The sequence below is a fragment of the Kineobactrum salinum genome (genome assembly GCF_010669285.1).
In the GTDB taxonomy this organism is placed as follows: Bacteria; Pseudomonadota; Gammaproteobacteria; order Pseudomonadales; family Halieaceae; genus Kineobactrum; species Kineobactrum salinum.
Genome location: NZ_CP048711.1, coordinates 3,659,143 through 3,673,646, shown reverse-complemented (window position 1 = coordinate 3,673,646; position 14,504 = coordinate 3,659,143). Strand labels below are relative to the sequence as shown.

The 14,504-nt window shown below is 65.2% G+C and carries 16 protein-coding genes, 1 pseudogene and 1 riboswitch; of the genes and pseudogenes, 5 read left to right on the top strand and 12 right to left on the bottom strand.

Annotated elements, in window-relative coordinates; genetic code table 11:
- Nucleotides 1–43: 43 nt before the first annotated feature.
- From arsN2 to G3T16_RS16325, 10 genes and pseudogenes are all read right to left on the bottom strand, one after another.
- On the bottom strand, nucleotides 44–478 hold the full coding sequence (arsN2, locus tag G3T16_RS16360; protein ID WP_163496167.1) for an arsenic resistance N-acetyltransferase ArsN2: 435 nt from the start codon (nucleotides 476–478) through the stop codon (nucleotides 44–46).
- Between the two features lie 73 nt (nucleotides 479–551).
- Nucleotides 552–1,220: a 3'-5' exonuclease gene (locus G3T16_RS16355; RefSeq protein ID WP_163496166.1), complete on the bottom strand. Its 669-nt coding sequence runs from the start codon at nucleotides 1,218–1,220 to the stop codon at nucleotides 552–554.
- On the bottom strand, nucleotides 1,220–1,771 hold the full coding sequence (locus tag G3T16_RS22085) for a putative nucleotidyltransferase substrate binding domain-containing protein (protein WP_232059122.1): 552 nt from the start codon (nucleotides 1,769–1,771) through the stop codon (nucleotides 1,220–1,222). The genes G3T16_RS16355 and G3T16_RS22085 overlap by 1 nt, the downstream gene beginning before the upstream one ends.
- Entirely contained in the window at nucleotides 1,771–3,063 is a 1,293-nt protein-coding gene (locus G3T16_RS16350) for a DUF294 nucleotidyltransferase-like domain-containing protein (RefSeq protein WP_232059121.1), read from the bottom strand. Before G3T16_RS16350 ends, G3T16_RS22085 begins: the two co-directional genes overlap by 1 nt.
- Nucleotides 3,053–4,783 carry a sodium:solute symporter family protein gene (locus G3T16_RS16345; protein ID WP_163496165.1) on the bottom strand — a complete coding sequence of 577 codons (1,731 nt, stop codon included), beginning with the start codon at nucleotides 4,781–4,783 and terminating at the stop codon, nucleotides 3,053–3,055. The genes G3T16_RS16350 and G3T16_RS16345 overlap by 11 nt, the downstream gene beginning before the upstream one ends.
- Nucleotides 4,783–5,049 (bottom strand): DUF4212 domain-containing protein, encoded by a 267-nt coding sequence (locus G3T16_RS16340; protein WP_197911708.1) that lies wholly within the window; start codon nucleotides 5,047–5,049, stop codon nucleotides 4,783–4,785. Before G3T16_RS16340 ends, G3T16_RS16345 begins: the two co-directional genes overlap by 1 nt.
- A gap of 32 nt (nucleotides 5,050–5,081) precedes the next feature.
- Complete coding sequence (locus G3T16_RS22080; protein ID WP_232059389.1) at nucleotides 5,082–6,137, bottom strand: 3-deoxy-7-phosphoheptulonate synthase; 1,056 nt, start codon at nucleotides 6,135–6,137, stop codon at nucleotides 5,082–5,084.
- 141 nt (nucleotides 6,138–6,278) lie between these two features.
- Nucleotides 6,279–6,758: pseudogene (locus G3T16_RS22075) on the bottom strand (nucleotidyltransferase family protein); the annotation flags it as partial.
- Nucleotides 6,755–7,717: an XdhC family protein gene (locus tag G3T16_RS16330; protein ID WP_163496163.1), complete on the bottom strand. Its 963-nt coding sequence runs from the start codon at nucleotides 7,715–7,717 to the stop codon at nucleotides 6,755–6,757. The pseudogene G3T16_RS22075 and the gene G3T16_RS16330, both read right to left, overlap by 4 nt.
- Nucleotides 7,718–7,732: 15 nt before the next feature.
- Complete coding sequence (locus G3T16_RS16325; protein WP_163496162.1) at nucleotides 7,733–8,248, bottom strand: DUF501 domain-containing protein; 516 nt, start codon at nucleotides 8,246–8,248, stop codon at nucleotides 7,733–7,735.
- Between the two features lie 102 nt (nucleotides 8,249–8,350).
- Nucleotides 8,351–8,512: riboswitch (cobalamin riboswitch) on the top strand.
- A 109-nt stretch (nucleotides 8,513–8,621) separates the two neighbouring features.
- Between G3T16_RS16325 and G3T16_RS16320 the strand changes: the two genes are divergently transcribed.
- The 5 genes from G3T16_RS16320 to G3T16_RS16300 are packed head-to-tail and all read left to right on the top strand — an operon-like array spanning nucleotide 8,622 to nucleotide 13,901.
- Nucleotides 8,622–10,472, top strand: coding sequence for a TonB-dependent receptor plug domain-containing protein (locus G3T16_RS16320; protein WP_232059120.1), 1,851 nt, complete (start codon nucleotides 8,622–8,624; stop codon nucleotides 10,470–10,472).
- A 10-nt stretch (nucleotides 10,473–10,482) separates the two neighbouring features.
- Entirely contained in the window at nucleotides 10,483–11,091 is a 609-nt protein-coding gene (gene cobO / locus G3T16_RS16315; protein WP_163496160.1) for a cob(I)yrinic acid a,c-diamide adenosyltransferase, read from the top strand.
- Nucleotides 11,045–12,130, top strand: a complete 1,086-nt coding sequence (locus G3T16_RS16310; RefSeq protein ID WP_163496159.1) for a FecCD family ABC transporter permease — start codon at nucleotides 11,045–11,047, stop codon at nucleotides 12,128–12,130. The genes cobO and G3T16_RS16310 overlap by 47 nt, the downstream gene beginning before the upstream one ends.
- Nucleotides 12,127–12,906 (top strand): heme ABC transporter ATP-binding protein, encoded by a 780-nt coding sequence (locus G3T16_RS16305; protein ID WP_163496158.1) that lies wholly within the window; start codon nucleotides 12,127–12,129, stop codon nucleotides 12,904–12,906. Before G3T16_RS16310 ends, G3T16_RS16305 begins: the two co-directional genes overlap by 4 nt.
- Nucleotides 12,903–13,901, top strand: coding sequence for a cobalamin-binding protein (locus G3T16_RS16300; protein WP_163496157.1), 999 nt, complete (start codon nucleotides 12,903–12,905; stop codon nucleotides 13,899–13,901). Before G3T16_RS16305 ends, G3T16_RS16300 begins: the two co-directional genes overlap by 4 nt.
- Here G3T16_RS16300 and G3T16_RS16295 read toward each other — a convergent pair.
- Both G3T16_RS16295 and G3T16_RS16290 read right to left on the bottom strand, forming a co-directional pair.
- Entirely contained in the window at nucleotides 13,787–14,329 is a 543-nt protein-coding gene (locus G3T16_RS16295) for a YIP1 family protein (protein WP_232059119.1), read from the bottom strand. The two genes, G3T16_RS16300 and G3T16_RS16295, sit on opposite strands and share 115 nt — an antisense overlap.
- Nucleotides 14,317–14,475: a hypothetical protein gene (locus tag G3T16_RS16290; RefSeq protein WP_163496156.1), complete on the bottom strand. Its 159-nt coding sequence runs from the start codon at nucleotides 14,473–14,475 to the stop codon at nucleotides 14,317–14,319. The genes G3T16_RS16295 and G3T16_RS16290 overlap by 13 nt, the downstream gene beginning before the upstream one ends.
- Nucleotides 14,476–14,504: the final 29 nt, after the last annotated feature.

Here is a 14,504-nt window from a genome sequence, read left to right as displayed (position 1 = left end):
TTGCCCGACCCGGGTTCCGGAACGTCGATATTGACCACAATTCTCAGGGCGCCTGCAGCCGCTTGTGCATGAAACTGGATGAAGAGGGACACAATCCCATGAACTGTTCGGTTTGGGCTATCGCTGCGGGGGCGGTTGAACGAGGTACCACCACATAACCCAGCTTGGCAAAAAAACGCTCCGCGGAAATGGTGAGCAAAAACAGCTCCGTTATGCCCTGCCGCAGCGCAAACGCCTCGGCGTGCGCGACCAATGCCTGGCCAACGCCCTCAGCGCGCGCCGTTCCGGTAACCACCAGCGAGCGCAGCATGCCATCGGAACCGTACATCTCCAGGCCCACCACACCCACCAGTTCCCCATACTGGCGGGTAGCAAAGAGTTGCACTTCACGGGCCTCGTCCAGATCCGATACCGGCAGCCCGGCGTCCACCAGCAAGGCCCGGACCTCGGCATTGAGTGCAATAGGCTCTACCTTCATTTTCCGTCCATCCAGGCCAGTGTGTGTGAGCGACGGGCAACATTATACGAGGGACAGGTTGCCGTCCAGCGCTTCAGCGCAACTGGTCCAGAACCAGGCTACCCCCTGTCGCCCGCCGCTGCACCTGCGCCAGCAATAACTCGGCGGCAGCGAGCGCATCGTGCAGCGCCCGGTGAGCCGGCAGCGGTGGCAGGCGGTAGCGGGCGCGGCAACGGGCCAGGCTCAGGTCGCCCCGCGCCAACAGGTGGCCTCGCCGCTGCAGCTGGCGCCGCTCCAGCTGCAGCGTATCCACCACCGGCAGCAGCAGCGGGGCGCCAAAACTTGCCCGCCCAATGCGATCCAGATAGGCCAGGTCCAGCGCCGCGTGATGGAACACCAATACGCAGCCGCGGGCCGCGACCAGCAATTGCTGCAGGGCCTCGGCCGGTGTCAGGCCCGTTTGCAGGTCACAGTCGCGCAGCTGATGCACAGTGGCGCTCTGACCCACGCTGTGCTGTGCCCGCAACAGCAGCTCAGTGGCGGAGGCGAGCACAATGCGCCCGGCCTCAATCCGCACCCAGCCGAGACTCAACAGCTCGCCGCGCTGTGGATCCAGCGCTGACATCTCACCGTCGCACACCAGAAACGGCTGCTGGCGCCAATCGCGTCCTGGCGGCGGCAGCGGCTCCGCCCAGCAATCCGCCAGCGGGCCGGGTTGCAGATGACGGCGCCAGTACAGCCGGCGCCAGCGCAGACCCCACATCAGGCCATGCCCGCCCGGTAGCGCTGGCGCACCGCGGCCTGGGCCTCGTCGATGATGGTGAAGGCATCGCGCAGCTGCTCCCGCGCCAGCCTGGGCAGCTCGCCCGGATTGAGCTGGTTCCCCGGCAGTTCACCGTGGTTGATCTGCTCGCACTGCTGCTGCATCCGCAACTGCTGGATGCAGTGCAGCGCATCGCCAATATTGCGGGCATCCACCAGGTGCAGCAGCTTGCCCGCGGTCAATTCCCGTAGCCGCTGTTCAGTATTGACCGCGGTGATGCCAGCCGCCAGCGCATGCAAGCGCACGATTTCGGTCAGCGGCAGCACGCCGCGTCGCTTCAGGTCCAGCGTGTCGCGATGCTCACCGTCGCGGTCCACGACAAAGCGCCGAAACAGCCCCAGGGGCGGGCGGTGCTCCAGCACATTGGCAGCCAGCGCAGCCAGAAAGATGCTGTTGCCCGATGCCTGCTGCAACATGGCCGCCTGCAATTGCGCGGCCAGCTCCGCCTCGCCGTGGATCGCCCTCAAGTCAAAAAAAATGCTGACTCGCATCACCGCATCCGGGTCGGCGTGGCGCACCAGCGGCGCACCGTGTCCCGCCACACCGCCAGCGGCTGGCGCCACTGGTCTGTGGTCGCCATTACCGCGCCTTTGCAATAGGGATAGCCGCAGCTGTCGAGACCGTCCGACACCCGGCTGGCCAGCGCCTGGAACCAGACCTCGTCGCCGGCCGCCAGGCTGTCGTCAATCACAATGCCATTGTCCTGGTCGGCGCCGGGCAGTTGTTCACCGCGGGCCTGGGAGCCAAACGCCAGCCAGCACCAGGGCGCCGGCGCTGGCCCCAACTCCGCCTCCGCCAGCGCTATCAGGCGCCGGGTAACCGCATCGCTGATCGCCGTCAGAATGTGGCCGACCTGGGGCGCGCGCATGCCGGCCTCAATCCAGCTGGCCATCAGCGCGGGCACGGCCATCACTCGCGCGCGGATACTGGCGACATCGGGCTGCCGCGAAATATGCTGCACCAGATAGACCGGGTCATCCTCCCGCGCCAGCATCAGGTCGGAGGTGGTGACGATTCCCAGCAAGCGTTCGTCGTCCACCACCGGCAGGTGGTGCAGGCCATGACGGGTCATCATCAGGGTCGCATCGAACAGGCTCGCCGTGGGGCCGATCGTCAGTGGTGCGGGGCTCATGATTTGCGTCACCGGTGTCGTACTGGGCTGTCCCCGGGCCACCACCCGCGTCCGCAGATCGCGGTCGGTAACGATGCCCAGCAAACGCTGGTCCGTACAAACCAGCGCAGAGGACACCCGGCGCGCCGCCATCCGCTGCGCCACCACTTGCACCGGGTCCTGCGCTGCCACCGTGACCAGGTCCGTGCTCATCACCGTGTGCAGTTTGCGCAGCAGACTGTTGGCGGCCGGTTGGTAGCGCGCCGCCCGGCGCAGGCGGCGGTCGCGCTGGCGGCTGAAGAAGCGGTCGAAGTCGCGATGCCGGTTGCGCAGCTCCCGCCAGTCGCCAACAGGCAGCAGATACAGCAGGCAGTCTTCGATCACAGTCGCCGTGGCACCATCTGGCCCGGCATCGAGATCAAAACTCTCTCCCTCGCCCAGCCGGTCCAACAGCTCGTGGTCGCCGTCGCGGATATCCACCGCCCCGCTGCGCAGAATACGCAGGCCCTGTTCGTCGCTGGCGGCCTCAAAGCGCTCGCCGCGGCGATGATAGCTCACCAGCAGTGCCGTTACAGCCTGTTCCAGGTCCTCTCCGGGCAGGTCCTGAAACGGCGGTAGCCGGGCCAGAAAGTCCCGCACCGGTGCGAGTGCGAAATCGCCCTCAGTGGTCATGGGCCGCAGCGGCCCCCACCGGTACGCGGATGTGCTCGACCAACTCCCGCACCCGGGCCGGCGGCGGCGCTGTAATGCGCGACACGGCGAAGGCGACGCTGAAGTTGATGACGGCGCCCACTGCACCAAAGGCGTTGGGCTCAATACCGAAGAACCAGTTTGGCTGCATCTCCCCGAGGAACGAGGTGGAGGCAATGAACATGATGCCCTGGTGCTGGAACACGTACAGCAGCGTAACGCCAATCCCCGCCAGCATGCCGGCGATCGCGCCCTCGCGGGAAATGCGGGGCGAGAAGATACCCATCATCAGCGCCGGGAAAATTGACGAGGCGGCGAGCCCGAAAGCCAGTGCCACGGTACCGGCCGCGAAGCCCGGTGGATTGAAGCCGAGGTAGCCCGCACCCGCGATCGCCACCGCCATCGCCACCCGGCTGGCCAGCAGCTCCTGCTTTTCGGTGATGCCCGGCGCGATCATGCCCTTGAGCAGATCGTGGGAAATCGACGAGGCGATAGCCAGCAGCAAGCCCGCCGCGGTGGACAGCGCCGCGGCCAGCCCGCCGGCGGCCACCAGCGCGATCACCCAGTTGGGCAGGCGGGCGATTTCCGGGTTGGCCAGCACCATGATGTCGTTGTCCACCGTCACCATTTCGTTGACCTCGGGGTCGGCGCTGTACTGGACCCGGCCGTCCTCGTTCTTGTCCTCGAAACCCAGCAGGCCGGTAACCTCCCAGTTTTTGAACCACTGCGGCCGCTGCTCGTAAACCATGTGTTCGCCGGGGCTGGGTTCCAGCGTCTGCATGAAGTTCAGCCGCGCCATGCCGGCCACCGCCGGCGCTGTGGTATAGAGTATCGCGATAAACAGCAGCGCCCAGCCCGCAGAGGAGCGCGCATCGCGCACCCGGGGTACGGTAAAGAAGCGGATAATCACATGGGGTAGCCCCGCCGTGCCAATCATCAACGACAGCGTGAAAGCAAACATGTTGAGGCCACTCAGGCGTACATCGGTGGTGTACTCACGAAAACCCAGTTCGGTCACCACCTGGTCCAACTTGTCCAGTAGCAGCGTGTCGGAACCCGCCAGGGTGCTGCCCAGACCGAGTTGGGGAATCGGGTTGTTGGTCAAATTCAGGCTGATAAAAATCGCCGGGATGGTATAGGCGAAAATCAGCACGCAATACTGGGCAATCTGAGTATAGGTGATGCCCTTCATGCCACCCAGCACGGCATAGAAAAACACGATGCACATGCCCACCAGCAGGCCGGTACTGTAGTCCACCTCCAGAAACCGGGAAAAGGCCACGCCAATGCCCTTCATCTGGCCGATCACATAGGTGACCGAACAGATAATCAGGCACAGTACCGCCACCACCCGCGCACCGCGGGAATAATAGCGGTCGCCGATAAATTCCGGCACGGTGAACTTGCCATACTTGCGCAGGTAGGGTGCCAGCAACAGTGCCAGAATCACGAAGCCGCCGGTCCAGCCCATCAGGAATACCGAGCCGCCATAACCCATGAAGGCAATCATGCCCGCCATGGAAATGAAGGAGGCCGCCGACATCCAGTCCGCGGCAGTGGCCATGCCGTTGGCCACCGGATGTACACCGCTGCCGGCGACATAGAAATCCCGGGTCGAACCGGCGCGCGCCCATATCGCAATACCGATATAGAGCGCGAAGCTGGCGCCCACCACCAGATACGTCAGGGTTTGCAATTCCACTAGTCTTCCTCCACCCCGAACTCGCGATCCAGCGCCGCCATCCTGCGGGTGTAATAGAAGATCAACAGCACGAACACGTAGATGGAGCCCTGCTGGGCAAACCAGAAGCCCAGCTTGTAGCCACCCAGCCGGATCTGGTTCAACTCGTCGACCAGGATAATGCCGCAGCCGAAGCTGACCACGAACCAGACAATCAACAACTTCAGCATCAGGGACAGGTTGCGGCGCCAGTATTCGCGGGCGCGCTCCGGACTCATCTGGGGCATGTTGCGTGCTCCTGTTTGTTGTCTCCTGCCTGTTATCGTTGCCGGCGAGTGCGAACCGCCGCGGCCAGCTCTTCCAGCAATTGCGCAGTATCGTCCCAGCCGATACAGGGGTCGGTAATGCTCTGGCCGTAGGTCAGTGCCTGGCCGGCCACGACATCCTGGCGCCCCGCCAGCAAATTGCTCTCCACCATGATGCCGAAAATGCTGCGGCTGCCCCGGGCCACCTGGGTGGCGATGTCGCGGATCACGTCCACCTGCCGCGCCGGAATCTTGCGGCTGTTGGCATGGCTGGCATCGACCATGATACGTGCCGGCAACCCGGCCCGCACCAGCATCTCGGTGGCGTCGTCGACAGAAAACATGTCGTAGTTGGGATGCTTGCCGCCGCGCAGAATAATGTGACAATCTTCATTGCCGCTGGTCTGGAAAATCGCCGAATGGCCCTGCTTGGTCACCGACAGGAAGTGGTGCGGCTGGGAGGCGGACTTGATCGCATCTATCGCCACCTGGATGTCGCCGTCGGTGGCGTTCTTGAAGCCCACCGGGCAGGAGAGGCCGGAGGACAACTCACGATGGGTCTGGCTCTCGGTGGTGCGGGCACCGATCGCGCCCCAGGAAATCAGGTCGGCATAGTACTGAGGGCTGATCAGATCCAGGTACTCAGTGCCGGCCGGTAGCCCCATCTCGGCCAGGTCCGCCAGCAACTGCCGCGCCAGGTGCAGGCCCTTGTTGATCTGAAAGGTGTTATTCAGGTCCGGGTCGTTGATCAGGCCCTTCCAGCCCACCGTCGTGCGGGGTTTTTCGAAGTAGACACGCATCACCACGAACACATCATCGGCGATCTCGGCCGCCACCGCCCGCAGGCGCCGGCCATACTCCCGCGCCGCCTCCGGGTCGTGAATGGAGCAGGGACCGACCACTGCCACCAGGCGGTCATCCTCCCCCGCGAGAATACGGTGTATACCCTGGCGTGCAGCCGATACAGTCTCGGCGGCGCTGTCACTGACGGCGATGTCGGCGACAAGTTGCCGCGGGGCGATCAGCTCAATGGTGCGCTGGATGCGCAAATCGTCGGTATTGGTAGTCATGGAGCTCCAGAGCGAGGCGAACAAACGCGCTAATATAGCACCAAGCAGCTCACTCCGGCCATCGCGCAAGATCAGCCGGCCGGTCGACATCGCGGTGGATGCCGGGATCGTCGACCGCGAGCAGGCGGCGCGCAGGCCCCGCCTCCCGCAGCAACTGGCGCGCGCCCTGATCGCCCTCCAGCTGTGCCAGCCGCGGGAACAGACTGCGTCTGAAGCCCACCGGGTGACCAGGCCGCCCCTGTATTCCGGGCTCACCAGCTCGGCTTCCGCCAGCGCGGCAGCCACCGCGGCATAGGTAGCCGGGCGAATTGCCGGCATGTCCGCCAGCGCGATCAGCAGCCCCTCCCACGCCGGCAACAGAGGCAGCGCATCGGCGATGGTGCACCCCATGCCGCGCTCTGCATTGGGACACAGCACCGCACTGGCACCCAGTACCTTCAACTCCGCTGCCGCGATCTCATCCCCGGGTCGCAGCGCCACCCGCAGTGGCAGGCCGCTGCGCTGTATCGCGCCCAGGCTGGCCTGCAGCAGGCTGCTGCCGTCGGCCAGGCGGGCAAAGCGTTTGTCACTGCCGAAGCGGCGGCTGCTGCCGGCGGCGAGCAACAGCACACCGACTGTCATCGACGTCCCGGCTGGCGGCGCAACTGGATCAGCTGCGCCATGATCGACACCGCTATCTCCAGGGGTGTCTTGCTGCCGATATCCAGCCCCACCGGCGCATGCAGGGACGCCAGCTGTTCCTCGCTCAGCTCCAGCTGGCGCAGCCGCTGCAGACGCCTGTCGGTGGTGCGGCGGGAACCCAGTGCTCCCACATACCAGGCCGGGGTGGTCAGTGCCTCCATCAGGGCCATGTCGTCGATGCGCGGATCGTGAGTCAGGGTGATGACGATACTGTGGCGATCACTGGCATGGTCGCGGACCACATCGTCGGGCATGCCACCGAGCAACGGTACTGACGGACCCTCCCACTGCTCCAGCATCGAAGGCCTCGGATCCGTCACCAGCACATCATAGTCCATGGCCAGCGCCAGCTCTGCCAGGCCCTGGCTCAACTGCCCGGCACCCACCAGCAGCAGCCGCATTTGCGGACCGAAGCTCTGGGCCAGTTCACGGCCATCGAAATCCAGCGCCTGATGCAGCTCCTCTTCACCGTAGCGGGTCGCGCCAGTGCTGATATCCACCACCCGGCGCAGACAGCGGCGCGCGCCGATTGCCGCCAGCGCCGCCTCCAGCCAGGGCAGGTCGGACTGCACCTGCAAACGCTGTACCAGCACCTGCAGGCGGCCGCCACAGGGCAGGCCCAGGCGTTCGTTCTGCGCCGCGCTAACGCCGTACTCGATCAACGCGGCGCGGGCTCCCGGCAACCCGTCCTCCCGCAGTCGTTCCAGCAGATCTTCCTCGATACAACCACCGGAGAGCGAACCCAGCTGCTCACCGCGACCATTGCAAACCAGCAGCGCGCCCGGCGGCCGCGGCGAAGCGCCCACAGCGGCCGCAATAGTGCAAAGCCACACCGGGAGCTCCGCCTCGGTCAGCCAGTCCCGCGCCCGGCCGAGAATCTGCTGGTCTGCCGCCTGCATGGCCGCCGCCTCGCCTCAGGCCGGCCGTTGCCGCGGCAGGGACAGGCCGTCCCAATACCGGTCCAGCATCCGGCCGATGGTGTTGGGCACCACCAGATGTGCGGCGTACCAGGTGTGCAGGCAGCGGATGCGGCTGAAGTCGGCGATTCCGCCGATACCGCGCCGGGCCAGCACCGGGGCGAAACCGAGCTCGTCCAGCAGCGTCCGCTGTGCCTCGTCCAGATAGCTGTCACGCAACTCGATGTGGGCACGATGATCCGCGCACATCGCCTCCTGCAGGGCACTGTCCGTATTGACCACACCCTGGAAATCCTTGATCAGACCCCGCGCCTCATCCTGGTCGATACGGTAATTGATCACCGGATCCACCAGCCAGAACAAAGTGGGAAAAGGTTTCTCATCCACCAGCGATGCCACCCGGATCACCCGCGGCTGCAGCGCCGCATCCATCACGGCGATCGCCTGCAGGCCCCGGGCTTCACGACCCAGCAACGCAGCGACCTGCTCACTCTGGGCCTGGGAAATGGTCATGGCGCTGCCCCCTGTCTTGAATCTGGCCGGTATTCTACGGCAAAGCCGCGCCCGCGGCACAGCGACCGCGGCGACAAATTGACAGCCAGCGCGGGACTCACTACAGTGCCCCGCGTGCCAGGTGCCTGCCGCCGCTGTCACCAGACAGGGCTGGGCCGGTTAAATGGGAAGTGTGGTGAGGCCTCGCGCCGATGCCACCGCTGCCCCCGCAACGGTAGACAGCAATGCTGTGAGCCCGATACCTGCCTGGACAACAACAAGTAGCAACGATGGAGCGGAGGGCTTCATTGAAGGTTGCCCGATGCCCCGGTGCATTGCGTTCCCTGGATCCCCTCCCTCAATCGCCACCCTGTTCTGGCTATTGAGGTACCACATGAAATCACAAGCAATTCTCGGCGCACTCGCGCTGATCTCCACTCTGCCCGCCTATAGCGATAGCGCTGGACCACTGGAAGAAATGGTCATCACCTCGTCGCGGGTGCCGATGCCGCTGCGTGAAGTCGGCACATCGATCTCGGTGATCGATGCCGCCGGGATCCGCGCCCGCGGCTTCACCTCGCTGCAGGATGTGCTGCGCAGCCAGCCTTCGGTCGCGGTCAGCAACAATGGCGGTGCCGGCAAGGTGTCCTCGCTGCGGATCCGCGGCGAGGAGGCCTACCGCACGCTGGTGCTGATCGACGGCATCGACATCTCCGACACCTCGGCACCCCAGATCGGCCCCCGCATCGAGCATCTGCTGAGCGCCGGCATCCAGCGGGTGGAAATCCTGCGCGGACCGCAGGGCATGATGTACGGTGCCGACGCCGGTGGCGTGGTCAATATCAGCACCCGCGTGCCCGTCACCGGGTTCGGCGGCGATCTCAGCGCCGAAGCGGGACGCTACGGCAGCCGCCAGCTGAGCGCCAATGTCGCGGCCGGCAATGAGCAGATGGATGCCAACCTGGCGCTGACAGACTTGCGCAGCGATGGCTTCAATGCCCGCAGCACCGATCTGGATCCCGGTGACCGCGATGGCTATGACAACCGCAGTGCGCACGGCCGTGTAGGCTGGAACCCGGCCGAGCGCTTGCGGCTGGAGCTGGTCGCCCGCGATGTCGACGGTGACAACGAATTCGACAGCTGCTTCACCAACGACACCTCCTCCCCCACCAATCGCTGCAGCGACAGCTTCGACCAGCGCTCCTGGCGCGGCTCGGCGCAGTACAACGGCGAGCAGTTGCGGCATGAATTAGCCTACAGCCACAACCGGACCGAACGGCAGCAATACAGCGAGGGGCTGCCAGGTTTCGGTACCGAGGGCGAGATAGCGCACTGGAGCTACCTGGGCAGCTTCGCCCCAAGTCCGCAGCTGCAGCTGGTCTACGGCGTGGATCACAAGCGGGAGACCATGGACGACGGGGGTTTTGACACACAGCGCGACCAGGACGGCTACTATCTGGAATACCAGGGGAGTCTCGCCGACAGTCTGTTTTTTACCGCCGGTGCCCGCTACGACGACAATGACGACTTCGGCAGCCACGACACCTATCGTGTGAGCGCCGCCTACCTGTGGCCGCTGGCCGCGCGGGAACTCAAGCTCCGGGGCAGCTGGGGCACCGGTTTCCGCGCCCCCAGCCTGTATGAAATCGCCTACAATCGCAGTTCTTTTGCCGGCCCGCCCGCGGCCGGACTGGAACTGCGCGAGGAACGCAGCGAGGGTTACGAGGTGGGCCTGTCCTGGGGAGACAGTGAACTGCTACTGGAAGCCGTGTATTTCCGCCAGAGTGTCAAGAACGAGATTTTCTTCGACCTGGACACTTTTTCCGGCTACCTGCAGGGCAGCGGGGACAGCGATTCCTCTGGCATCGAGCTGATTGCCGACCTGCCGCTGGCGGCACAGTTCCGCCTGCAGGCCAATTACACCTACAATGACAATGAAACCGCGGCGGGAGGTCATCGCGTATATCGTCCGACCCATCTGGGCAATCTCGGCCTGCAGTGGCGTAGCCAGTCCGAGCAGCTGCGGCTGGGTGTGCAGCTGCGGCTGGCCCGGGATGCGCGGGAAGCCGATGGCACAGCGCTGGACGACTACGAAGTGATGGACCTGAATGCGCGCTTCGCGCTGCTGCCGGACCTGGAGTTGTACGGCCGCGTGGAGAACCTGCTCAACAGCCGGTACCAGGAAATCCCCACCTACCGGACCAGTGCCCGCGCCGCCTATGCCGGTGTGCGCTACTCTTTCTAGGATCCCGACCATGACCCAGAGCGACAAGAACAGCCGTCACCAGAAGGCGATGGCAAAGCAGAAAGCCAGCGTTGACGCCAGCATCGAGGCTGCCAGCACCGAACGCGGCGTCGCCATCCTGCTGACCGGCAACGGCAAGGGCAAGTCCAGCTCCGCCTTCGGCATGGTGATGCGGGCACTGGGCTATGGTTACAAGGTGGGAGTGGTGCAATTCATCAAGGGCGAGCAGTTGTCCGGTGAAGAGATCTACCTGCGCGATCATTGCCCGCAGGTGGATTTCTACCAGATGGGTACCGGCTTCACCTGGGACACCCAGGACCGCAGCAGCGATATCGCCGCGGCCCGCACCACCTGGGAGCGGGCCAGCGCAATGCTGGCGGATCCGGCCTATCACCTGGTCGTGCTGGATGAGCTGACCTATATGCTGGCCTTCGATTACCTGCCAGAGGCGGATGTCATCGACGCGCTGGCCGGACGCCCGCCGGAACAGAGCGTGGTGGTCACCGGCCGCGGTGGCGGCAGCGCGCTGCAGGACATCATGGACACTGTGTCCGAGGTCAAGGACATCAAGCATGCCTTCAACAGCGGCATCAAGGCCCGCCGCGGCGTTGACTACTAGCGCAGCACCCGCCACCACGCTGCGCCGGCGCCGCGCCGGCCAGCTGATCGGGCTTTTGCTGCTGCTGTTGCCGCTGGCGATCCTGCTGGGACTGGGCAGCGGCGCGGTGAGCCTGGGCCCGGCACAGGCCTGGCAGGCGTTGTGGAGTGACGGCACCGGCCAGGCAACGATGATCGTGCAGCAGATCCGGCTGCCGCGGGTGCTGCTGGCCGCGGTGATCGGCGCCACCCTGGCGATGAGCGGGGCCGCAATGCAGGGCCTGTTCCGCAACCCATTGGCCGACCCGTCACTGATCGGTGTTACCGCCGGCGCCTCTTTGGGCGCCTCCATCCTGATCGTGCTCAGCGGCGGCCTGCTGGAGGGGTTTTTCGGCCTCACGCTGGTGTCGGCCGGGGCTTTTGCCGGTGGTGCACTGGCAGTGCTGTTGGTCTACCGACTGGCCAGCTCGGAAAACGGCACCTCGGTGGCGACCATGCTGCTGGCAGGCATCGCGATCACCGCGCTGGCCGGCGCGCTGGGCAATCTGTTGGAATTCTTTGCCGACAATGAACGCTTGCGGCGCATCAGCCTGTGGAGAATGGGCGGCCTGGACGGCGCCAACCTGTCCCGCCTGGGACTGGCCACCGCGGTCAGCACGCTGGTGCTGCTGGCCCTGCCGCGCCATGCGCGGGCGCTCAATACCCTGCTGCTGGGGGAATCCGAAGCCCGCCACCTGGGCATCGACGTCAACCGCAGCAAGCTGGCACTGATCGGCTGGGTCGCCCTCGGAGTGGGCACCTCGGTAGCGATGGTCGGCACCATCGCCTTTGTCGGCCTGGTAGTACCTCACCTGGTACGCCTGCTGATCGGCCCCGACCACCGCACGCTGCTGCCCGCCTCGGCGCTGGCCGGCGCCATCCTGCTGGTGGTGGCCGATACGCTGGCGCGGGTCGTGCTGGCGCCGACCGAATTGCCGGTGGGTATCATTACCGCGCTGATCGGGGTGCCCTTCTTCATCTCCTTGCTGCGCCAGCGCCACCACTACGGCATGCAGACATGACGCTGCTGAAGCTGGACTCGGTGGCCGCCGCGCCCTGGGGCAAGCCGGTACTGGCCGCACTGGACCTGCAGCTGGTGGCCGGCCAGGTGACCGCGCTGATCGGCCCCAACGGGGCCGGCAAATCCAGCCTGCTGCGGCTGATCGCCGGCGACTTCAGTCCCAGTCACGGCAGCATCAGCTTTGCCGGCAAACCGTTGTCGCAGTGGCCGCGACTGGAACTGGCGCGGCGGCTGGCCTTCCTGCCGCAACTGTCGCTGCTGAATTTCCCCTATACCGTCGAGGAAGTAGTGCTGCTGGGACGCACCCCCCATGCCACCGGTCTGCGCATCGACCGCCAGATCGCCCACCAGGCGCTGGCCGCCACCGATGCACTGGCGTTGCGGGACCGGCTCTACACCCAGCTGTCCGGCGGCGAGCGCCAGCGGGTGCAGCTGGCGCGGGTGTTGGCCCAGATCTGGGATCAACACAGCATGCATGGCAAGCTGCTGCTGCTGGACGAGCCCACCGCGGCGCTGGACCTGGCCCATCAACAGCAATTGGTCCGCGCCATCGGCGAACTCGCCGGGCGCGGCTGCGCGGTGTTGCTGGTAGTGCACGACGTCAATCTCGCGGCGTCCGTGGCCGACCAGTTGATCGTCCTCGGTCAGGGCCTCCAGGTCGCGGCGGGCAGCCCACGGGCAGTGCTGACACCGCAGTTATTTCGCGAGCTGTTCCAGGCGGAAGTGCTGGTGCAGGAGCATCCCAACGGCCGCCAGCCGCTGGTGATCGGACTGTGAGGCAGCGTGGCGCCAGGCTGGCCTTCCTGCTGCTGGCCGTCGCTGCCCTACCGCTGGCCAAAGCGGCACCGATCTCGGTGCAGGACGCACTGGGCCGGACCGTGACACTGGAAGCGCCGGCCCGGCGCATCGTGGCACTGGCGCCCCATATTGTCGAGAATCTGTTCAGTGCCGGCGCCGGTGACCGGCTGGTAGGGGCAGTGAGCTACAGTGACTATCCGGCAGCGGCGCAAGCCCTGCCGCGGGTGGGCTCGTTCAACGCTTTCAGTCTGGAGCGGATCATCAGCGCCAGGCCGGACCTGATCCTGATGTGGGGCTCGGGGAATGGCCCCGGGGCACTGGCAACGCTGGAACGGCTGGATATTCCGGTCTATGTCAGCGAACCGCGCCAGTTGGCGGACATCCCGGACAGCATCCGCAGACTGGGCCAACTGGCAGGCACCGGGCAGCAGAGTGAAGCCGAGGCCCGCCGCCTGGAACGGGGTTTCGCTGAACTTTCCGGGCGCTACCGACAGCAAGCCCCTTTGACAGTGTTCTACCAGGTCTGGCACGAGCCGCTGCAGACCATCAATGGTAACCACCTGATCAGCCAGGTCATCAGCCTCTGCGGCGGGCGCAACAGCTTTGCCGACGCGGCGACCCTGGCACCGCGTATCAACCTGGAGTCACTGCTGGCGCGGGATCCCGATGTAATCGTGGTAGGCGCCGGCGGTGAGGCCAGGCAGGCCTGGCTGAAGCACTGGCGCCGGTTTCCCGCGCTGCGGGCAGTGGCTGGCGGCGCAGTGCTGGCGGTAGACCCGGACTACCTGCAGCGCCCAACCGCGCGGGTGTTGCAGGGCGCGCGCGAACTCTGCGCGCAACTGGACCGCCTGCGTCAGTCTCAGTCGGCGTCACCGTCAGCGGACCTGTTCGAACTCTCTTCCAGCCCCTTGAAAAACTCGCCCATCTTGCGGCCCGCTTCCTCCGGGCTCATGTCTTCCATGTTCTCGAATTGACCGACATCCTGGAACCGCCTTTCCATCTGCCGCGCTGCACGTTCGCTGGCGATATTGGACAGGATCATCAGCACCGCCAGCACGCCAAATACAATTTGCGCGGTCTTGCGCTCACGCCCATGCACCGACACGCTGGCTTCTACCAGCAGGAATGCACCCCAGGCGATGGTGATTATCGTGCCCAGATAGGGGACGATTGCCAGCAGGGCTGTCACCGGATAAATCGCCGCCACCGAGGCCTGGCAGCGAAACGCGGTCTCGTAATCTTCCCCCGAGCCCATCAGGCGCCAGATCACGAACAGGATCGCGGCGCCGATAAAAGCGCCGATCACCGCAAAGATCGGCATCACGATAATCGCGCCCAAGCCCGCTGCCAGCATCCCGGTGGTGGAGCCGAACAGGGACCAGACCGCGGTCACCAAACCCATTGCCGCCCCATCACGGCGACAAATATGACCGGATTGGCGTAGCCGCCACTTTTGGGCATGTGTTGAAAGTAGCCGACGGGATTGGTAATAATTTCCCTGGCCTGTGCAATCACCTGGTTGATATCAAAGGTAGCCTGTTCGTTCATGATCTCCTCCCCATGGATGTCCCATATTG